Source organism: Pedobacter sp. AC402, assembly GCF_979252805.1.
The window spans coordinates 1,111,158-1,132,704 of sequence record NZ_CEEDAI010000009.1; the positions used below are offsets into that span (position 1 = coordinate 1,111,158).

Consider the following 21,547-nt stretch of genomic DNA (forward strand, 5'->3'; position numbering starts at 1 on the left):
ATCTCAACATTAGACGAGCTTTAATACTAGCAAAACCATCTTTGATTAGTAAAACGTTCGGCCGCCAAAAGTACGCCAGAATCAGTTTAGGAGCAAAATTTTCTTAATTTTAGATTCGACACTTTCTTCTCAAGCATTTAATTGCCATATTTTAATCAGCATTTTTAATTTCTTAAATGAGCTTGAGATAACTTCCCAAAAGTCCCCAAGGTTCAATTTTTCGAGAAATAAAAACTGTTTTTTTTATGCTTATCAAATTAGCGCTTAGCGAAAATCAATAGCAATTATCAACATTAGCTAAACCTACTGTAATGTTCCTCATCCTGATTTTCTTCAAACTCTATTTTTTGTTTAAGGTAATTTGCCTGTTTTTGTGCCCAGGCTTTAATATTTTGATTTTTGTTGTTCAAAAGCTGTTCGAACATAACAAGCTCTTGCTTTAATTTGGGAACCACAGAATTCACCCATGAATAAGAACCAAGGCTCACTTCGATGTGCTCAAGAAAGGCTTTGTCATCAGCAAACTCCTCAATAAACCGAAGCGCTATTGGGTGCCAGCCTTTTGAACCAGATTCCTTAGGGGCATGAAGCGGAATGAGTGTCCCTAAAAAGTTAATGTCCTTTCCGCGGTTCTGTTTCGCCCATTCAAAAATAATATCGGTCTTTGCGGGGTCACCTTTAAATAACAAACCTTCAGTCTGGTAACTATAATTAAACCGTGCACCAAGCAAATCCCTAAAATGGTGCCTGGCCATTTCAAATTCAGCTCGGTTCAGGTACATTTTGGAAAGCTGTTCCCAGAAAATCAAAAAATATTCCGCCTGCAACACGTCAATAATCTCATGTAGGTTATTGTCAATCCGGTAAAAACCATCCGGCCGGTTAGCGATACCGATAACAACCCCACTCATCCCTTTGGCAAGCTCCTGATCATCATTACCTTTTAACAGCTTAACAGTGGCCGAAGACCAACCATGTAGTTCTGTCGATCTGTTCAAATGATCAACCATCAGCAGACTGCTGTTTAGTATCAAATCGCGAAAAAACGGAACAAATTCTGCCCAGAGTTCCTGCTCGCTGAAACACCAGGTATAGGCAATGGTAAAAGTTATAGCTTTTCCCTCATCGCTGAGACTTGAAATCTGTTCAAGAATTTTTAAACTTTCCGCAATTGGAAAATGCCTGAATCCCCAGCCATAGTTGAAAGCTAAAAACTCTTCAACAGCTGATTTTCCCCTTGCAACTTCATTAATTAAGTCATAAATATCACTAAGTTCCACCGATAAACTTTGCGCCATGGAAAACTTCAAAGAATTTAAAGAAGCCGCAGCTCTCACCTTTCTGTAAAACCACACAGCAAGAGCATTATCCTCGTGCGCCCTAAAAAAACCAATGACAATACTTGTATTTCTTTTGTTTTCGACAGTAGCCTTTAGCGACTCAAAATATAATTCAAGAAACTGATTTATCTGCTCGCTACTGCTCAAAATACCTGCTACATTCATCCCAAAATTGATCCCTTCGGCAATGTGCCCGCTAGTCATTTCCGGCATTAGCGCAGCCCATTTCTCCGGCTGTTTTGCCCAACTGGCAGCTACCGCATCAACTTTTCCTTTCAGGAACCCTTTATCAGTCTCACCGAATTCATTCTTTTTAAAATAATCGTCACTGGTCGGGCTTTTCACATACATCTGAAAGTCCGCCTCTAAAGAAGATGGGGTTATCTTTTTTAGCAATCGCTTAAGAAAATTTATAGTTTCATCATCAAACGCCCGATCACCTTCAATAATAAAACGGATCGTACTGCGCAGCTTTTGCCAATCCAGGTCCCCTGAATCGTAGAGAGATTCAATCATCGGAAGAATCAACATGCCCATCCACCTTTCACAAAATGTGTAAAGCCTGTTTAATAATCCATCAATGGCCTCAGCTTTCCTGGCTGTATTATTTTTGATCTCTTCAAATAATACAGAAGATGCATTCGACCAATATTCCCCTACTTCCTGATAGCTGGGCAAATAATCATTAGGACTATCCGATCTTTGTTCCTCCGCACCGATCATCCTGGTAAAATGGTCGCCTTTCATCGCCCTAATCGATGCGGTAACAGCCAGATTGTGATAATTTTCATCCAAAGACAGAAATTCCTTAATAACTGCCCATCGCTTTTCCAAACTGACCGATGTGCCCGGAAGATGGATGTGGAAGAGCTGAAGAAACTGGCCTTTTGAGTTATTACTTATATTTTCGTTTTCCGCAACTGCAAAAGATCCCAATATCCTAATTGATTTATCAAATGTATCTTCCCTAAAACAAAGCTGTTCCAAAGCCCACACCAGATTTCTTCTGCCCTGGCTAACTTTTAAAAGGGCTGTTTTATCCATTGAGCCGAATGCTGCCACCAACGCATCAGCGCAGGCAATGGGGTTCACATTAACAAAAGAGCGGAAGAGGCGTGAACCAACTTCTGTATTTAAAACTTCCGCATCGCTAAAAACCCCGCTACACAGGCTACCTACAATTTCTTTCGCATACTGGATATGTGAAAGAAATCTAAACTGCTGACAGAATTTTTCCACCAGGCCAGCATCTTTTAATATGGGTATAATCTTTTCAAATTTTGCAACAGTACATCTTTCCCACCATTGTTCAGCCAATTTCAGTGCCAATGGCGTTGGACGGAATGCATAAGAAAAGCCGATTTTCTCCAGCAACTGTCGGTCACGCATGGTCTGGGTAACCCTTTGAAACTGCCTGATCCGTAATTCCTCATCGGTTTCATTCAGATCACATAGCTCGTTGCACAAAGCGATGTAAACCTCCTGCCCTTTTTGATGATCCAGATAACCGATTGCAGAGAAAATTGAACACGCTAATACCACTTTCTTATTTTCAGGATCAGTGTATAAATCACCAAGGATTTTCTGGAGAATATTCGCTGGCGTTAGGCTTCCAGGTTGGGTTCTGGTCTGTTCTTTACTCCTGGCCATCAATACCGCAAAAAACGGCAGACCATTCGAATAATCGGTGATGAGTATCTTATCATCATCGTTCAAATCAGTAAAATTCTTGTCCAGCAATAAACGAACAATAGGCTTGAACTCCCTTGATAGGAGCTTAATCACATTGGTTTGTCCTGAAAGATCTATCTCCTGCCTGGCCTCATCCGGATCTGGGCTAATGGTAACCAAGTTTAACCTGCTCCCGCTTGCATTAACAACCTTCATGATCTCGGCATGAAAGGAGAGCGGGCAATTATCCAACACGATAATTTTATGCTGTTCGGTGCGAAAAAATTCCTTTATTTTTTCCCTGATTTGATTATGGTCACATTGATTCAAATCGGCATAGACAACCCTATTGGTAACACTGGGTTCTAATCCCCGAAAACCAGGCTTAAAAAAATTGAGCATAAGGTTGGTTTTACCTATGCCCGATAATCCCAAAAGCCTGCAAGATGCTTTAGGTGTTTTAAGGTGCTGATGAAAATCAGCATATATCGCTTCAATATACTCGCTGGTCTCAAACTGAAAATCTTTCAGCGTTAAAGCGTCCCAGCTATTCCATGTTTCAAACGGCGCATTTTCTTTTCTCCTGCGTTCCTGTTCGGTGTCGAAAACAAGCTTGATTGCTATATAAAGACCCTCCGTTAATTTTTCAGCGGCTTCCTTCCTTTGCTCTTCAGTGGCGTCGGGCGATAAATTGTAGATAATCGGATATCGACGTTGCGCAATATCAAATGGCATTCCACCATTCGAAGGATCCCCATAATGCGCATTAAGTACATTTATGATTCTATTCTCGCCGATCTTCCCCTGGGCATAGCCCAGTTCGTGGTTAACATTCGGATTACTGATATTCTTATTGTTCAGCTTACCCAAAAAAGTAAGATCTCCAACAAAAACATCACATTCAGTTATTTTACCTTCAATACTCATCGGAATATTCGGGAATCCCGCAATCTCCTTTGTATCACGGTCGAGATATAAATCAGGGGAATCATCTTTATATCTCTGTTTTATCCTTTTAACTGCCTTTTCCAAGCAGGATTGGATAAAATTTTTATTGACTTTGGAATCAGCGTCAGATTGCCAAGAGTAAAAAATTTTGAAGCTCATGTTAATTTAAATAATAGGTAAAGTTAAAATTTTGAGAGAATATTAAAAGTAAGTGATGTGTTTTACAAAAATCTCTGACAAAGGTTAAATTAGTATGATCTCAGATATAAACCTCGACCAACCTGACATAATTCATCCTACTTTAGCTTGTCATAAATCATAATCGAAAACCGTTTACAACAACTTCTTTTTCCTGTATTGTCATCCGATCTTTTTCTTCAATACTTTCTCAAATTAAGTATCGCTTCGCAATGCTCAAAATGATCGATCTCCCCGGATTGACTATAGACAGCAGGCGGAATTTTTCATGCAAATTTTGTGCAATCCCCTAAATGATTTGAAACAATCTCCGACCCAAAGACAGCGTAAAGCTTATTTCTGATATATATTAATATTTACCCTCTGCCTAAAGGGCATAAGGTATCACAAATTCAGTTTACCAATGGTGGTCGCTCCTGTTTGTTGAACCTCTCTCAAGGCACGAACTATTTTCTCATAGTCTATAATTTTATGCAGAAAGCCAACCGCACCTGCTTTCCTTGCCTCATCTACATAAAAAATTTCTACTTCAGAAGTTAAGATAACGACTTTTGACTTTGGCCATTTTCTCAAAATTTCTTCAGTTAGCTGGAGACCATTCATATTTGGCATGCGTAAATCCGATAAAAATAGGTCAGTGGATAAACCAGAGTGGATTGACCCCCTCTCACCAAAAATAAAATCATAGTAAGGTGTTGCTTGCCTGACTTTTAGCAAATTGGCACGAAGGGGTCAAATCGATTGGTTTGTCCACTACTGAAGCAATAACTTCCTGCACCTGTTTGAATTTGTCCATAACTATTTTTTTTTTAAAGGGCCCGATGACCACGGTATTGTTTTTTATTTAGGAAACCGTATTCCAGCCCTAAAAACTAAACATTTCAACTAAAATTCGAAAAGAACTTTAAAAATTCCGAATCCTGCATCATTGCCTTGCCTTATTACATCTGCTTACAATGGATAGACCGTAGCATCCGCCAACAAAATACCCTATCCGGTGAAGTTCCTGATTTGGAAGCAATAGATGATTTACTGTTTTGGTTTATAATACTGCATTCCGTGCTCATGTTAAAAAAGTAGGTCACTTTGGGAGCCGTGCATTATAATTCCGACACCATTAAAATCAATCTAAAAATAAATTTAGATAAATCTAAATTTATTTTTAGTCTTTTCTATTTTTATTATTAGATTTACAAAAAATCAGATAACATGCAGAAAAGATTACCCATTGTCCTGCTTTCACTTATGAGCCTAGTTGCTATAATGGTGTCCTGTGAGAAGATAATCCCTTCTTCTCCAAAAGAGGATGAAATTCTTGATGGCCCGGTGGAAGGACTCAGCTATGACCAGCTCAGACGTTTCGCTTTGGGAGATGCGGCCTTTAACAATGAGATATTTACTCCTGCGAATGGCCTTGGTCCTGGCTTTGTTGCAACCAGCTGCGGAAGCTGCCATGCTGGAGACGGCAAAGGCCATCCCTTTACTACGCTGGTCCGTTTCGGGCAGACCGATGAGACAGGCAATAAATTTTTGGACCAGGGAGGCCCACAACTGCAGAACAGGGCTATTCCCGGGTACAAACCTGAGCAAATCCCAGCAGGCGCCAGCTTTTCAAAATTTACACCGCCTGCCAATACCGGCCTTGGCTTTCTCGAACTGGTAGCTGATGCAGATATACTAGCTATGGCTGACCCCCAGGATCTGGATAATGACGGCATTTCTGGTGTCCCAAATTACGCAGTGCTTCCGTCATATGTTCAGGCCTTTAACAACGCTATTGCACTGAAGGGAAAATATATCCATCGTTTTGGAAAAAAGGCGGCAGCATATAACCTGCTCCACCAGACTGTTAATGCCTACAACCAGGATATCGGGATAACTTCAAGCTTTGATCCTGTGGATGCCTATACGCGGATGGTGATTGATCCTGAAATTTCCACACTTACAGTGAATAACGTGGTGTTTTATCTACAGACGCTAAAAGCGCCCATACAGCGCGATGCCGGAAATGCCGAAGTTGAAACCGGCAGGAAACTGTTCGAAAAGATCAACTGTTCAGGCTGTCACAAGCCTACCCTAAAAACAGTTTTTTCCCCAGTGGTTGCTCTATCCAACAAAGAATTCCATCCCTATACCGACCTGCTGCTTCACGATATGGGACCTGGGCTGGACGATGGTTATACGGAAGGATCGGCTAAGACCTTCGAATGGAGGACCCCGCCCCTATGGGGACTGGGACTTTCGATGAATTCACAGGGTGGATCTTATCATCTGCTGCATGACGGAAGGGCAAAAAGCATCGAAGAGGCGGTAACCCTTCATGGAGGAGAGGCATCTGCAAGCCGCAACAGGTTCAACCAGCTGTCTGGGGCAGAAAGAAATGCCATGCTGAGATTTTTAGAATCACTATAGAAATGAAAAGAAAAGATTTTATAAAAGGCTGTGGAATGGCCTGCCTTGGAGGCCTTGGGATCACCACGTTGATCAGTGGATGCAGCAGCCTGGTGCCGGCGACGGGCGAGATTGCAGGGGATAACCTGGTCGTAGAAATGAAGGACTTTGAACTCAGACAGGGAAAAAATGTCCAGTTCAAAAGATACATTGTAGTCAGCAATGACCTGCTCCGATATCCCATCTGTATCTACCGGCATGATGAACTGAATTATTCTGCACTATGGATGCAGTGCACCCACCAGGGAACCGAGCTCCAGGCTTTCGGAGACAGGCTTCAATGTCCGGCCCATGGAAGTGAATTTGACAATAAGGGCAGAATGACAAATGGTCCGGCAGAAGCAAACTTAAGAACTTTCCCCATTACCATAGAAAAAACCAGGATCAAAATTTCACTGAAGGCAGTATGAAAAAACTCTTTACGCTTATCATATCTATTGGTATCGGTCAGATGGCTTTTGCCCAGATCGACCCGAAACTTTTAAGGGCCAAACCCAGTGATACAGCAAAAAACTCACTCAACATGGATGCAGTTTATGAACGGCCTTTTATTGCCGTGGGAAAACTTCCGGTATCGGTGGGCGGGTATATGGAAGCCAACTGGCAGTATCAGGGTACAGACGGGATCTCTGGAGGACAGCAGTTCCAGTTCAGAAGGATGACGCTATTTGTAGCCTCAACCATTTCCAAGCGCATCAAGTTCCTTTCCGAGATCGAATTTGAACCTGCTGAAAAAGAAATAGCGGTTGAATTTGCTGCGCTGGATCTGGAACTGCACCCCTTGCTTAATTTAAGGGGTGGAATGATATTAAATCCCATTGGTGCATTCAACCAGAACCATGACGGTCCTAAATGGGAATTCACCGACCGTCCGATCGCCATGACACAGATGCTGCCTGCAACCTGGAGCAGTGCAGGATTCGGGATTTATGGCAAGAACTATAGCGGTGACTGGATGCTGGGCTACGAGTTATATGCCACAAGCAGCTTTGACGATTCCATTATTGCAAACCCTGAAAACAGAACCTCTCTGGCTGCCTCAAAAAGGAATCCGGAAAGGTTTGAAGAAATTGCAAGCGGGCAGCCGCTTCTAACGGGAAAGGTTGCGGTACGCAGGAACAATATAGGCGAACTCGGCGTATCCTATATGGGAGGTGTTTACAATAAATGGCAGTCGGACGGAATTGTTATCGATGACAAACGCAGGTTAAATGTTTTCGCCATAGACTTTAACACTACACTTCCCAAACTTAAGACCTTCATCACCGCTGAGTGGGCATGGATCAGGGTAGATGTTCCCGACACCTATTCCCAGCAGTTCGGGAGCCGTCAGATGGGCGGATATATAGATATTGTTCAACCTGTGATCAAAAAAACGATTCTGGGCTGGCAGCATTCTGTTGTAAGTTTAGCCTGCAGGGTAGAGTATGTGGACTGGAATGTAGGGAAGTTCAGGGAGACCGGCGGGAATATTGGTGATGAGCTTTTCAGCGTAATGCCCGGCATCAGTTTCAGGCCAAGGCAACAAACCGTGCTGAGGTTTTCCTACCGAAAACAGTGGCAGAAGGATATCCTTGGAAACCCGCCTGCCAGAACCGGAGCGGTGCAGTTCGGGGTGTCAACCTATTTTTAATGATACCTGCCAGGATAAAAGCGACAAGAAGCCTAAGAGTATATCCCATTCATTGTCCAAATCCATTTAGGGTGTTTGGCCTGATTTATTTTTTATGCGTTCCCGCACCAAATGGATATTATTTTGCTTTCCCTGCGAGAGCATAGACTTGCAATAAGGCGTAAAAAAACGGTGGGCTGATAGAAATGCAAGTGTTTCTTTATCCCAATGGCTTAGGTCCACATCTGCCCTTTTCTGCATTTCGCGCGCAACCTTTGCATCGGTGATGAGAAATTCCTCATTGCCCAGGTTATAGGTATCCGCATCACAGATAATTTCTTCAAGGATATTGCTAGGGCTATGTGGAATGGAGGTGGAGAGTATGCAGCGGCCGATGGCGGAAATGATATCCGGTGCAATCCCTTTATCTGAAAGAAACTCTTCCATCAGCCGCACGCTTCGATGCTCATGGCCGGCAGGAGGCCCAGTTAGCTGCCCGGTGTCATGAAACCATGCGGCAGAGAAAAGTATGAATTCCTGAAGGTCATCCAGGCGAAAATTGGAAGCGATTTCCTGGGTCCTTTTGACCACAAGTCTGGTATGATCCAGATCGTGGTATGCCAGGTCAGCCTGCCAGTGCTCCTCAAAAAGATAGCTTACATAAGCTTGAACATCTCCAATAAGCATACTGAAGATGTTTCTGCGCCTGCGCTTAAAAAAGTATTTACCTGTTAGCAGGATCACAGACCCCGCTAGCACACAGATCAATAATAACTGATAATAATTCATAATATTCTTATTTTTTTAATCCGCCTGTCCTAAAGAGATAATAGGCACTCTGATAATAAGAAATGGCTTCCCTTCCAAGTGTTTCAGAAGATTTCGCTGAGGTCTGTGTATTGGTTTTAAAATCATAAAGATAACTCTGTGGGGCTTTCCTTGGACTGAGTACCACAAGGGTGTCGCTACGGAGATAACCTAGCTTTTGATAGGTCCCAAGTAATATCCTTGGGCGGTAACCAGCTGAGCGTACATCCATTCCATAGTTATTGCTCTCAAAGTCCCATTTCAACAGGCCGAACAAGGTTGGATAGAGATCTATCTGTGAGCAAAGGCTGGGAATTATCGACGGGGCTGTCCATTGAGGTTGTATATCATCGCCGGGATATGGTAACGGGAGATATCAATCTCGTTCTTTCCCGCGCTTTCCGAGCAGTGATCGGCAACGAATATAAACACGGTATTGCTGAACCATGGCTTTTTCCGGACCTGTCTTAAAAATTCCCCAATGGCATAATCGGTATATTTTACTGCGCCCTCTCTTCCCGTGCCTGGTGGGATATCTATCTTTCCTTTGGGATAGGTAAAGGGCCGATGGTTGGAAGTGGTCATGACAAAATCGTAGAAAGGCTTCTTTAACGAGTGCCTTTTATCCGCATCACGGATTACCGCAGCGAAAAGATCCCCGTCCGAAACGCCCCAGGCATTTTCAAAGCTCACTTCGCTATCGCTCAGGATGGTCCGCTTTCCCAGATAGGCATCGCCCATTGTAAGTTTCCTTCCCCTATCTGTTATGTCATAGCCATTGCTTCCGAAGAACTGGTTCATATTGTCAAAGTAACCGTCCCCGCCATAAAAAAAGCCTGTGGAATACCCACGTTTGGAAAAAATACTGCCTATTGTGCTCAGGTTTGCATTATTGCTCCTCCTTACAATACTATTCCCCGGTGTTGGCGGAACGGCGAGGGAAAGCGCCTCCATCCCTCGTACGGTACGGGTGCCTGTTGCATACATGCGCTCAAATAGGATGCTCTCTTTGGCCAGCGAATCCAGAACAGGTGTCAGTTTTTGTGTATTGCCAAAAGTGCCCATATAATCAGCGCTGAAACTCTCCATGACCACCATAATGACATTGGGTTCCGTCTGTCCATTACCGGCCAGAACCGATCTACGTACCGAAGGCCCTTTGAAAATAAACCTGCTAGAGGGAGAGGAGAGTTCTTTTCTTACCAAATTGAAGGCAAGCTGATTTGCGAGCATGGGATAAAACTGATCGTAGCTAAGCTCATTCGCCTTGAAGGCCGCTACGAAAGAATATATCCCTGCTTTGGAAATTTCTGCAGCATAACGGTTACCGCTTTTATCCCCCCAGGAGTTATCTATCTCTATCGTATAGAATATTGCTGTCAGAATGATCAGGGCTGTATTTACCGATCGACGGGCAAAAGGTGTAGCAGACTCGAAGCTCTTCCTGAACGCCCCCTTCATAAGATAGTTCCATAAAAGGGAGATGATGACAACAGCTGAAATCAAAAGCGGGAGCGGATAGGACTCGTTGATGTTGTGTACAACCTCATAAGTATAGACCAGATAATCTACTGCTATAAAGTTAAAACGGCTCTCAAATTCCCGCCAAAAAGTAAATTCTGCGAAAAAAGAAAATACCGAAATCAATACCATCAGAAAAAGAAGGATATGGGTAAACACCTTATTAAATCCAGTCCGGTTCCATTTTTGGGGAAGGATGAGCAGATAAAAGGCATAAAATACACTGAAATATGTGGTAACCCCAAGATCGAAGACGAATCCTTTAGCAAAGGCGGTGAGGATTTCTCCAAATCCCATCCCCGCCTTTCCGAGCGAAACCGCAGTAAAACTGATCCTCAGCATGGTCGAGACACAGATGAAGAAAAAGATAAAGGAATATAGTACACTATATCGGCTTTTCATAAAAATCTGCTTCATGGTTTATTTTTTAGATCCGGGGGTGTTGATAACAGAATCGTTGTTTTTTCGTTGGTATCCTTGTTCCAATGTGAATTATAGAAATGTTTGGCTTTAAAATAAATGGCGAGTGCCAGCAGCAGCGCCAGTATCCAATAAAATACCATCAGGAAAACCGATTCCTTTGGCCCCTTGGCCTTTTTCTTTTTTGGAGCTGTTCCCCCACCCCTGGCAGCACCAGGCCTGGGCCTGTTGTTTCTTTTGGTCTGCATTTTATTCAATGTTTTAAGATCGGTCAGGAGCCTTGTGGATACCTTTCCGCGGTTTGGATTATATTTTGTGTGATCAGGGGATAATCTTTGCACTGCCGTTATCCCTCCAGGCTGATAAACCATTGCTGGGCCCTGTTGATGGCAACCTCAACAATATTGAGCTCGCTTACCTCTTTGGTAATTCTAAGTTCGTTTGCGATCTCGATCGCTTTTTCCCTTACCCTTGGGTCAAGGTCCTTCATCTCAAGTGGAAAATTTTCTGGTGTCCAGTCCATAGGTCTTTAGTTTTATATTAAATTATTTTTGGATCATGCCCGAGAGCACATTGATTGTCAGGGCAACTATTACTGTATTAAAGGCAAATGAAAGCACACCGTGCATCCAGGCAAGCCTTCGGATCCGTTTGGAGGAGATTTCTACGTCAGATACCTGAAAAGTCATTCCAACCACGAAAGCGAAATAGACAAAATCCATATAATCGGGATCTTCTTCTCCCGGAAAGATCAGTCCTCCGGGCTTTTCTATTTTTCCTTTCTTCTCATGCTCGATGTCACAGTAATAGAAATGTGCATATCGCATGGTAAAGACCGTATGAACCAGCCACCATGAGCTAACCACGCAGAGCAACGGAATAACGATAGTCATAAAAAGGCCCTGATCGGTCTTTTCCGAATTCTCACGCAAAAGGATAATAATGGAAAAAAGACTGGCAAATGCAGCGGCTATGGCAAAAAGAAAAATGAGCGTCCTGCTGGAATCCTGAGCATGGGCATCGTGTTTTATCTGACTGGGATGCGAGGAGCTAATGGTTGTCCATGCAAGCGCTATGCTGGTTGTTGCATAGCTTAGCCATGCAACCATCCACCTGACAGAGGCTTCCAGTTCCATAGCATAGCAAATACCAAGGACGGCAAGAGCAACACCCAGGGAGAGGTAAAGTTTATGGTGCGCATCGAGCTGACTGATTTTAGTGATAATATTCATCGGTTTAGATTAAATAATGAGCCCTAGAACCATAAACAGAAGAAATCCTAAGAAAAAAGCCGCGGTAAAAAATGGAGAATCCTTTTCTTCATGGGCTTCGACAAGAAGTTCCTCGGTAACTAAAAACAGTAAGGCTGCGCTACCAAATGAGAGCACAAGTTCCAGTACTTTTTCTCCTGTAAAATGCAGCATAAAAAAACCTCCCCCTGTTCCCAATAGAAAAACCAGGCCAAATAGCGAGAGCACCCTGATCAGCCTCCTTTTGGAACTTCCAAGCTTGGTCAGCCTGGTACCTACTGCGAGCCCCAGCGAAAGGCATTCCATCGCAAGTGCCAGTGCAAGCAGGGTTCCTTCTTTTGATCCCGCTGCAAATCCTATCCCTAAAAGAAGACCGTCCAAGAGCAGGTCAATGCCGACCGCGATAAGCATTCCCCAAGGCAACAGCTTGCTGTCGTTTGTTCCGCCCATTTTGAGCTCAAGCCTGGCGGTATACCATTTGATCAGAAGCATGGCCGAAATACCCAAGGTAAAACCTATAATTATCGCGGTTGTATCATGGATCCTGATCATATCTGGCAAAAGCTCGACTGCCACGACTGAAAAAACTACACCTGCAGCAAAGTGGAGGATCGTACTCTGCACAGCAGCCGTGGGCTTTTTCCAGGTTACGATCATGCCACCGACTATAAGTAAGACGACCGGAAACGCTGCAAACAGCAGTATGTTTAATGAAATAAGTTGTTTAGCCTGCATAATTCTTTCTTAAATAAAATCTATAGGCACGAAAAGAAAGGTACCCCAAATTGAGGTCGAGGCATGTGCCGATAAGAATCTCCATGGGGGTCAGGAACAGATATTTCTGCACTGAGCCAAGTGTCGAGTAAGGCAGATAGATGATGAAGAATAGAGGTACTCCGGTAAAGAGCACACTAAAAACAATTGCATGAACGGCAGGAAATATGAGATGCTCCACAGCGTTCATATCAGTGATATAGGCACCAATGTTCAGGACGATTGCCGGCACGCTGAATATGATCAACAGGTACAATACCCATTTTGGATAGTGTTTCCTAAGCGTTGTGGTCAGCCTGATACGGTCGCGATCGTGGACTGCAGCCATCAGGGGGATCGTGATGATCACTGTCCAGAGTGCTGCCAGACCATATTTTGCACCGCCCTGTGAATAGGTGGAAATACCTGATGGGTCATCGTCACTCGCACCGGTAACGATGCCCGGCCCAGGGCCTTCAGGAATTTTTTAACCTTTTTGAACATGCCTTATTTTTTCCTCTTTTTTGGTGCTTTTTTATTATGTCCGTTGTCGTAAGCAAGTAAGCGCAGCGCATTGAACACTACGACCAGCGTCGATCCCTCGTGGGCGATTACTGCCGGTCCGATCGAAGCGACACCCAGTATGGTCAGTGGAATAAGTGCGGCGACAACGCCAAGGGAAATCCAGAGGTTCTGTTTAATGATACCCCTGGCTTTACGGCTAAGCCCGATGGCAAAAGGAAGGCTTTCCAGCTTATCGCCCATCAGGGCAATATCTGCTGTTTCCAAAGCAACATCAGATCCCGCAGCGCCCATAGCGATACCTACGGTACTTTTGGCCATGGCCGGGGCATCATTCACGCCGTCTCCCACCATCGCAACCATTTTTTCTGATTTGGCGAGTTTCTGTACTGCCTTGACTTTGTCTTCCGGCATAAGGTTGCCCCATGCCTCGGTTACACCAATCTGTTTGGCTACCGCTTCTGCAACCTGTTGGTTGTCCCCGGTGAGCATAATCATTTTTTTGATCCCCAGCTCTTCTAGTTCTTTAAGCACATGTTTTGCCTCTTCACGGGGAACATCCATAAGGGAAAGAATGCCGATGAAAGCTTTATCGACCCTGACAAGCATTGAAGTATGTCCGCCCTTTTCCAGCTCTTCAACCTGTTTGAGAATATCTTCGGGTATTCCATCCTTTTCAAAAAGGGCCTTGTTTCCAATGAATACTTTTTTACCGTTGACCTCAGCCTGAACACCTCTTCCGGTAATGCCCTTGACGTTATGTGCCTCAGGAACGGATTTTTTCTTCATCTTTTCGAGTGCGCCTTTTACAATTGCTTCGGCCAGCGGGTGGTCGCTGAGTTTTTCAACTGCAACAGCAATACCCATTAGTTCCTCTTCAGATATGTCGTTCAGTGGAATCACGTTTGTGAGCTGGGGCTTGCCTTCGGTAAGTGTTCCGGTCTTGTCGAACGCGATGGCGTTGAGTTCGCCCAGATCTTCCAGTGGCCGCCCTCCCTTTATAAGGACTCCGCCACGTGCAGCCCTTGCAATACCGCTAAGTACTGCGCTTGGGGTAGAAATCGCCAAAGCGCACGGGCTGGCAGCAACCAGTACGGACATCGCGCGGTAAAAACTTTTGCTAAACGGCTCATCAATAACCAGGAATGCAAAACATAGTGCGGTCACCAGAACCAGTACAACCGGAACGAAATACTTTTCGAACCTGTCGGTAAATAGCTGCGTTGGGGATTTTTGTTTTTCCGCCTCATTTACCATTTTGATCAGGCGTGAAATGGTAGAATCCTTGGCTTCCCTGATTACCTTGACCTCCAGAACCGAGGCTCCGTTGATTGTTCCGGCAAATACACGGAACTGGGGCTTGATGGTTTTTTCGGCAGAATAGTCCTTTGATGCGTCCGGTACGGGTGATTTGTCCACTGGCACACTCTCACCCGTAATAGGAGCCTGGTTGACACTGCCCTCGCCCTTTACAACCACTCCGTCTGCCGGAATCTTGCTGTTGGGCTTGATGATAATGACATCTCCAAGCTGAAGATCTTCGATGCGCACCTCAGATTCCTTGCCATCCCGGACAACCAGGGCTGTCGGGGGAGCCAGACTGGTAAGGGCAGCTATAGATTTTCTTGCCTTGCCCATCGCATAGTGTTCCATCGCATGTCCCAGACTGAACAGGAAGAGCAATAATGCGCCTTCGGCCCAGGACCCCAGGATCGCTGCGCCGATTGCGGCGACCAGCATCAGAAAGTCGATCTCAAAGCCACCTTTCAGTATAGTTTCAACTGCTTCCTTGGCCGTAAAGAAACCGCCAAAGAAATAGGCTGTTATGTAGAGTGCAAGGCTTGCCCATTCGGGAACACCGTCTATGAAAGAAATTCCAAATCCTATCCCCAGCGCCGCGCCACAGATAAAGGCGAAGATCATTTCCGTGTTCTTCCCGAAAATCCCGCCATGTTCATGATCATGACCTTCCTCTTCAGCATGGTCAAGATGTGCCTCTTTCTCCTTTTCAGCTTCTTTTCCCTTCCTGGATGGTTTTTCAGAAATAGGCTGTGAAGAAGTTTTGGTTTCTTCCTTTACCGGCTTCGCTTTTGTTTCTTTGGAATCTGAGCCTTCCTTCCGGACTACGGGCTTTTTGGCAGATGATTTGGTGTCGGATTTTTTCTTCTTGTTTTCCATATCGGGGTAAATTGATTTTTGTTGAATATTCAGGGCAACCGCTTTATCTGTATTCTCTGCCCGTGTGGGTTCACTTTTTTTAAAAAGATGCCTCCCTAACGAGGCACCTTTATTCAATGTGTGTACTAAAAATTCTTTGTGGGGACTTTACTCTTCTTCGCTGTTCTTCATTTTTGACAGCAGATCATATGTACCTTTAAGTACAACCTTGCCTGTAAAATCCCGTCCCGAAGGCATGGTTACCTCTATATAACCGCCGTCGGATATACCCGTTGTAACCTCTACCATTTCAAAATGATGGCCGGCCTCAGTGGCGCCCTCTTTGTTTCCGGATTCGTTTTTTGCTGGTTCCTTTGCCTTTTTGTCCGCCGAGTTCTGGACGAAAATGTATTTTTTGCCCTCAAAGTCTACAACCGCTGCAGAAGGCAAAGCCATTACCTGCACGGCACCTGTTTCGATGAAAGCCTTAAGGTAGGTGCCAGGGATAAACCCGGCGCTTCCCTGAGCAATAGCATGAACGGTCACGGTCTTATCGGCATTGATCTCACCGCCTACCAGCTGTACGACTGCAGTCCGTTGGGTAGAATCATTGGTGAGTGAAAAAAGCACCTTTTGTCCTTTTTTTACCTTCTGTGCATCTTTTTCGAAAACGTTGAGCTCAACATGGAGATTCGAACTGTTTACGATTTCGAACATTGCATCATTGGGGGCCACAAATTTGCCCGTATTTACGTTAACCTTGGTTACATAGCCATTGATCGGCGAGTAGATATTTATCTGGCTACGGATATTGCCGGCGTTTAGCGAGGATGGATTGATATTGATCAGTTGAAGACGTTGTTTTAGTGCATTTTCCCTCGCAAGATTTCCCAGATAACCTGCTTTGGCCTGTTGGAGTGTTTTTTGTGCATTAACGTTCTGCTGGGCAAGGGTCTGTTGTCTTTTGTATTCGGAATCCGAAAGTTCAAGCTGGCTTTTGCTCTCCAGGTAATCCTGTTGCATCTGCACATATTCCTGATTCTGGAGTATGGCAATAACCTGACCTTTGCTCACCTTTGTACCCTGTAACAGCGGAGTCGATTTTACGATGCCACCCATCTGGGTGGTAATGCTCACAAGGTTCTGCGGTGGAACATCTATGAAACCGTTTACTTTCAGCATACCACTTAGGGCACGGAGCTCGGGACTTCCCAGCTCTACCCCTACGGACTTGAACTGCGACTGGCTGAGCTCTACTGAGTTGCTTTCCTCCGTGGCCGTGCTGTCTGCAGGGGCTTCTGTTCCAGCGCCATCTTTTTCCTTGCTGCCGCAGGAAGAAAGCACTACTGCCAGTGCCCCTATGTAAGATAATCGGCTGAGGGCTTTAAATATTTTTTTCATTTTTATATTGTTATTGACCTTTTAGGTACTGTAATGTGTATACTGATTGATTATATTGGTTGATGGCCTCCAGATAGCTGAAGCGGATATCAGAGTAGGTACGCAGAGCCTGCAGATATTCTACATAGCCGATCTCTCCTGCCTGAAATGCAATCTGGGACTGCTTTAGGATCAGGTTGGCATTCGGTAGGGCACTGTTCTTGTAATAGGCGATACTTCTGGAATTTTTTTGAAGGTCCTGGAAAGCCTGCTCATACCTTCCTCGAAGATCTGTCTGGGAAAGGATAAAATCGCTTTCGGCTACCTGCTTATCTATCTTTGCGGCTTTTATCCTTGAGGAGAAAGGCTTAAAGAAAAGCGGTATGGAGATCCCTGCGGAAACCCCCTGAAAACGTTTGCCTCCATTAAAATAAAGATCCTGACCGCCAACATTCTGTGCTCCGATAATAGACTGGTTGAAATAGCCGATACTGAAATCGGGGCCAGAGCGTGAGCGCTCGAGCCTTACCGTCTTGTCGGCAATATCTATCTGCTGGGCCTGCAGCGCAAGAATTGGATTTTCTGATGTAACGGTATCAGTCTGGCTAACATTCCAGACTACCTGGCCAAATTCCGCGTTCATGATACTGATCTGTTCTCTGGTATTCAGCAAACGCTTAAGTTCGGCGGTATAGGCGAGGATATCAGCTTCGTTCTTGCTCATCTGGTTGCGAACCTCATTATACTGAGTTTCGGCGGTAGTTTTTTCAAGCAGGTTGGTCTCTCCGGCCTGGTACCTCAATGAGGCGGCCTTCAGAAAGTTACTGTAAACACTGTCCTGGCTTTTGTAAAGCTTTTGAAGGGCAATGAAATAGCCCAACTGGGCGTAAACGCTTTTCACCTGATAGGAAAGTTCTCTCTGTGTTACCTGAAGGCCGATTTCAGCTCCCCTGATCTGCGCATCATACAAGTTGCGCTGACTTTTGAACAGACCCGGATAGGGTATGTTCTGAGAAGCCGAAAAGTTATTGTCGCGTTTGATGGTATTCATCTGTCCGTACTGCACCTCAAAGCTGGTCTTTCCCAGATCTGTTGAAGATCCCCTTAGCGCCTGTTGCCTGCCAATCTGCAGGGTGGACGACTTCACAGCCTGGTTATTACTCAATGCTGTGCTCAAAGCCTGCTCAAGGCTCATACCCTTGGTGGGAACCGTCTGCGCCCGGGCCTGTCCCGATAAAATGAAAAGTCCAAAAAACACCGCTAGGGTAACTACAGTTGTTGGAAGGGCAGTTTTTTTGCTTTTCCAACCTTCAAAATAAGTATATAGCACTGGAAGGACGATTAAGGTTAATATGGTGGAGGTAATGAGTCCCCCGATTACTACGGTTGCTAGTGGTTTCTGCACCTCAGCGCCTGCTGCACTGGATATTGCCATTGGAAGGAACCCAAGAGAGGCAACAGTTGCGGTCATCAGTACAGGTCTTAGACGGATAGCAGTTCCCTTGAGGACAATGTCCCTTATACTATATTTATCCATTTTTTTCAATCTGTTGAATTCGGTAATCAGTACGATTCCGTTGAGCACGGCTACCCCGAATAATGCAATAAATCCAACACCGGCGGAAATGCTGAAAGGCATTCCCCTTAGGATTAATGCAAATATTCCGCCGATTGCGGCCATCGGAATAGCAGAAAAAATCAGTATCGACTGTTTTACAGATCCAAATGAGAAATACAGCAATAGCAATATAAGTAAAAGTGCAACCGGAACGGCAATAGAGAGCCTTTGTGTCGCCTCTTTTAAGTTTTCGAACTGCCCTCCATAGGTAATGTAATATCCTGCGGGCATTTTGATCTGTTCGTTTATTTTCTGCTCGATCTCTGTTACCACACTCTGGATATCACGCCCACGGACATTCAGCCCCACTATGATGCGCCGTTTGGTATCCTCACGTTGAATCTGGTTAGGGCCTATCTTAAACTCTATGTCAGCAAGTTGGTCAAGTGGAACCTGATTGCCGTTCGGGGCAGTCACATAGACATTTTTAACATCGTCAATACCTTGGCGGTTCTGTTGGGAAAGGCGCACAATGATATCGTAACGCTGCTCTCCCTCATATACCAGCCCCGCAGATTGTCCTGCAAAAGCAGTGTTGAGTGCCTGGTTAACCGTCCCTATGCTCAATCCATATTGTGCAATCCGGTCACGGTTGATCTTTACCACAATCTGTGGCAGACCGGTTGCCTGTTCCAGATAGAGATCTTTTGCGCCCTCTACACCCGAAACAATTTTCCCGATCTTTTGGGAGATACTGGTGAGGGATTCTAGGTCATCTCCGAAAATTTTGATCCCAATATCCTGTCTAACTCCCGAGATAAGTTCATTTGAGCGTAATTGGATTGGTTGTGAAAAACCGAAGCTCACGCCGGGAACTTCTTCAAGTGCCTTACTCATCAACTCGGCCAGTTCTTCCCTATCGTGGGTAGTGGTCCAGTCTTTTTTATCTTTGAGTATGATGGTCAGATCGCATGCTTCCATTGGCATGGGATCGGTAGGAATCTCGGCAGCACCAACCTTACCAATTACTTCTTTCACCTCTGGAAACTTTTCTACAAGGATTTTTGAAGCCTGATTTACTTTATCAATGGTCTGGGAAAGGGAACTGCCGGTAAGTAACCTGGTTTCTACCGCAAAATCACCTTCCTCCAACGTGGGAATGAATTCTCCCCCCATCCGGGTAAAGATAAAAATACTGATGGCCAGAAGAACAACCGATGATGCCACAACAATTACTCTTTTATTGAGTGCAGCCTTGATCATTGGAGTGTAACGGCGCTGGAAAAAATCCATCATCCGATCTGAAAAATTCTTTTTGTGCGCAACTTTTTTGCTTAAGAAAAGCGAGGAAACCATAGGAACATAGGTAAGGGACAAAATAAAGGCCCCCAATATGGCAAAGGAAACGGTTTGTGCCATAGGTCCGAACATCTTGCCTTCAATACCTACAAGGGCAAGGATGGGAAGATAAACGATCAGAATAATGATCTGTCCAAATGCCGCAGCGCTCATCATCCGCACGGCAGATTTTTCAACCTGCTCATCCATTTCGGCCTGCGAGTAGGCGCGGCCGAGCTTATTCCCAGAGAGGATGTGCATGGTGGCTTCCACAATAATTACCGCCCCGTCGACGATAAGTCCGAAATCTATCGCGCCAAGACTCATCAGGTTTCCCGATACGCCAAAAAGGTTCATCAGGGAAATCGCAAATAGCATGGCAAGCGGAATCACCGAGGCAACAACCAGCCCGGCCCTAAAATTCCCAAGAAAAAGAACTAGGACAAAAATAACAATCAGGGCGCCCTCGATCAGGTTTTTGGCTACTGTGCCCATGGCACGATCAACAAGCGCACTTCTATCTAAGAACGGCTCAATGGTTACCCCCTTGGGTAGAGTTTTGCTGATTCGGTCTATCTTCGCCTTCACCTGTTTTACCACGTTATTGGCATTTGCGCCTTTCAACATCATTACTATACCGCCAACAGCCTCACCTTCACCATCCTTTGTGGCACGGGTAAGTGCGCCGTAACGTATGGAACTACCGATCTGTACGGTGGCGATATCGTGGATAAGTACCGGGATTCCATTCGCATTGTTTTTGACAACGATCTTATTGATGTCATCAAGATTGCCGACCAGGCCTTCGCTCCTAATAAAATAGGCATTTGGCTTTTTGTCTATATAGGCGCCTCCCGTGTTCTGATTGTTCTGTTCAAGGGCAGCGAAAACATCGCTGATGCTCAGGTTCAGGCTCCGCAGCTTATCGGGATCTAGCGCAATCTCATACTGTTTCAAAAGTCCTCCGAAACTGTTGACCTCTGCAATGCCTGGCGTCCCGAGGAGCTGTCTCCTTACGATCCAGTCCTGGATACTACGCAGCTCTCGTGCGTTGAATTTCTTTTCGAATCCAGGCTTTGCATGGATCACGTATTGGTATATCTCCCCAAGACCTGTTGATATGGGTGATATTTCTGGATTACCAAGTCCTGATGGGATGTTATTCTTGGCCTCGGCAAGCTTTTCGTTTACCTGTTGCCGGGCCCAGTAGATGTCAACATCATCATGGAATACGATAGTTACAACCGATAGTCCGAACCTTGAAATGGAGCGTACCTGCTCTATTTCAGGTATGGTGGACATGGTCTGTTCTACGGGATAGGAAATAAGCCTTTCTACCTCCTGGGTAGCAAGGGATGGGCTAAGGGTTATGACCTGAACCTGATTATTGGTGATATCAGGAACGGCATCAATGGGAAGTTGTCTCAGGGAATATACGCCCCATGCGATCAGCCCCAAGGTGAACAGGGCTATTACAAGCTTATTCGCTATTGAAAACTGAATAATTTTTTTCAGCATTATTTGTTTAATTAAGTAAAAAATAAAAAAACCAGATCAATGCACAGCGTAGCCTCGTATGGATTATACGGGCAAAAACATAGCATCGAAATGAAGATCGATT

General features: G+C 44.8%; 16 protein-coding genes. 3 read left to right on the forward strand and 13 right to left on the reverse strand.

What is annotated here, in order from left to right; genetic code table 11:
* Positions 1 to 293: 293 nt before the first annotated feature.
* Together AC0IWE_RS15630 and AC0IWE_RS15635 are read right to left on the reverse strand one after the other, a co-directional pair.
* Positions 294 to 4,043 carry a hypothetical protein gene (locus tag AC0IWE_RS15630; protein ID WP_471793788.1) on the reverse strand — a complete coding sequence of 1,250 codons (3,750 nt, stop codon included), beginning with the start codon at positions 4,041 to 4,043 and terminating at the stop codon, positions 294 to 296.
* A 498-nt stretch (positions 4,044 to 4,541) separates the two neighbouring features.
* A complete protein-coding gene (locus tag AC0IWE_RS15635; protein ID WP_471793789.1) occupies positions 4,542 to 4,874 on the reverse strand; it encodes a response regulator in 333 nt (110 codons plus the stop codon).
* A gap of 492 nt (positions 4,875 to 5,366) precedes the next feature.
* On the opposite strand from AC0IWE_RS15635, the gene AC0IWE_RS15640 reads away from it, so the two are divergent.
* From AC0IWE_RS15640 to AC0IWE_RS15650, 3 genes are read left to right on the forward strand one after another with little or no spacing between them, the layout of a single operon-like run.
* Positions 5,367 to 6,569 (forward strand): di-heme oxidoredictase family protein, encoded by a 1,203-nt coding sequence (locus AC0IWE_RS15640; protein ID WP_090985869.1) that lies wholly within the window; start codon positions 5,367 to 5,369, stop codon positions 6,567 to 6,569.
* Positions 6,570 to 6,571: 2 nt separating this feature from the next.
* Positions 6,572 to 7,018 carry a QcrA and Rieske domain-containing protein gene (locus AC0IWE_RS15645; protein WP_090985871.1) on the forward strand — a complete coding sequence of 149 codons (447 nt, stop codon included), beginning with the start codon at positions 6,572 to 6,574 and terminating at the stop codon, positions 7,016 to 7,018.
* Positions 7,015 to 8,241 (forward strand): hypothetical protein, encoded by a 1,227-nt coding sequence (locus AC0IWE_RS15650; protein ID WP_471793790.1) that lies wholly within the window; start codon positions 7,015 to 7,017, stop codon positions 8,239 to 8,241. Before AC0IWE_RS15645 ends, AC0IWE_RS15650 begins: the two co-directional genes overlap by 4 nt.
* A gap of 66 nt (positions 8,242 to 8,307) precedes the next feature.
* Here AC0IWE_RS15650 and AC0IWE_RS15655 read toward each other — a convergent pair whose 3' ends face one another.
* From AC0IWE_RS15655 to AC0IWE_RS15705, 11 genes are all read right to left on the reverse strand, one after another.
* The gene (locus tag AC0IWE_RS15655; protein WP_146202961.1) at positions 8,308 to 9,009 is read right to left on the reverse strand and encodes an HD domain-containing protein; all 702 of its coding nucleotides are present in this window, start codon (positions 9,007 to 9,009) and stop codon (positions 8,308 to 8,310) included.
* A gap of 7 nt (positions 9,010 to 9,016) precedes the next feature.
* A complete protein-coding gene (locus AC0IWE_RS15660) occupies positions 9,017 to 9,292 on the reverse strand; it encodes a hypothetical protein (RefSeq protein ID WP_471793791.1) in 276 nt (91 codons plus the stop codon).
* A 50-nt stretch (positions 9,293 to 9,342) separates the two neighbouring features.
* Complete coding sequence (locus tag AC0IWE_RS15665) at positions 9,343 to 10,965, reverse strand: LTA synthase family protein (protein ID WP_471793792.1); 1,623 nt, start codon at positions 10,963 to 10,965, stop codon at positions 9,343 to 9,345.
* Entirely contained in the window at positions 10,962 to 11,216 is a 255-nt protein-coding gene (locus AC0IWE_RS15670) for a hypothetical protein (RefSeq protein WP_471793793.1), read from the reverse strand. The genes AC0IWE_RS15665 and AC0IWE_RS15670 overlap by 4 nt, the downstream gene beginning before the upstream one ends.
* Before the next feature lie 98 nt (positions 11,217 to 11,314).
* Complete coding sequence (locus tag AC0IWE_RS15675) at positions 11,315 to 11,491, reverse strand: DUF2188 domain-containing protein (RefSeq protein ID WP_167398035.1); 177 nt, start codon at positions 11,489 to 11,491, stop codon at positions 11,315 to 11,317.
* Positions 11,492 to 11,513: 22 nt separating this feature from the next.
* A complete protein-coding gene (locus AC0IWE_RS15680; RefSeq protein WP_244278850.1) occupies positions 11,514 to 12,200 on the reverse strand; it encodes a DUF1345 domain-containing protein in 687 nt (228 codons plus the stop codon).
* A gap of 9 nt (positions 12,201 to 12,209) precedes the next feature.
* Complete coding sequence (locus AC0IWE_RS15685) at positions 12,210 to 12,953, reverse strand: ZIP family metal transporter (protein WP_056095217.1); 744 nt, start codon at positions 12,951 to 12,953, stop codon at positions 12,210 to 12,212.
* On the reverse strand, positions 12,943 to 13,320 hold the full coding sequence (locus AC0IWE_RS15690) for a hypothetical protein (protein WP_471793794.1): 378 nt from the start codon (positions 13,318 to 13,320) through the stop codon (positions 12,943 to 12,945). The genes AC0IWE_RS15685 and AC0IWE_RS15690 overlap by 11 nt, the downstream gene beginning before the upstream one ends.
* 158 nt (positions 13,321 to 13,478) lie before the next feature.
* Positions 13,479 to 15,788 carry a heavy metal translocating P-type ATPase gene (locus AC0IWE_RS15695; protein ID WP_471793795.1) on the reverse strand — a complete coding sequence of 770 codons (2,310 nt, stop codon included), beginning with the start codon at positions 15,786 to 15,788 and terminating at the stop codon, positions 13,479 to 13,481.
* A gap of 30 nt (positions 15,789 to 15,818) precedes the next feature.
* Positions 15,819 to 17,051: an efflux RND transporter periplasmic adaptor subunit gene (locus AC0IWE_RS15700; protein WP_090985879.1), complete on the reverse strand. Its 1,233-nt coding sequence runs from the start codon at positions 17,049 to 17,051 to the stop codon at positions 15,819 to 15,821.
* A gap of 10 nt (positions 17,052 to 17,061) precedes the next feature.
* Positions 17,062 to 21,444, reverse strand: coding sequence for a CusA/CzcA family heavy metal efflux RND transporter (locus tag AC0IWE_RS15705; RefSeq protein WP_090985881.1), 4,383 nt, complete (start codon positions 21,442 to 21,444; stop codon positions 17,062 to 17,064).
* Positions 21,445 to 21,547: the final 103 nt, after the last annotated feature.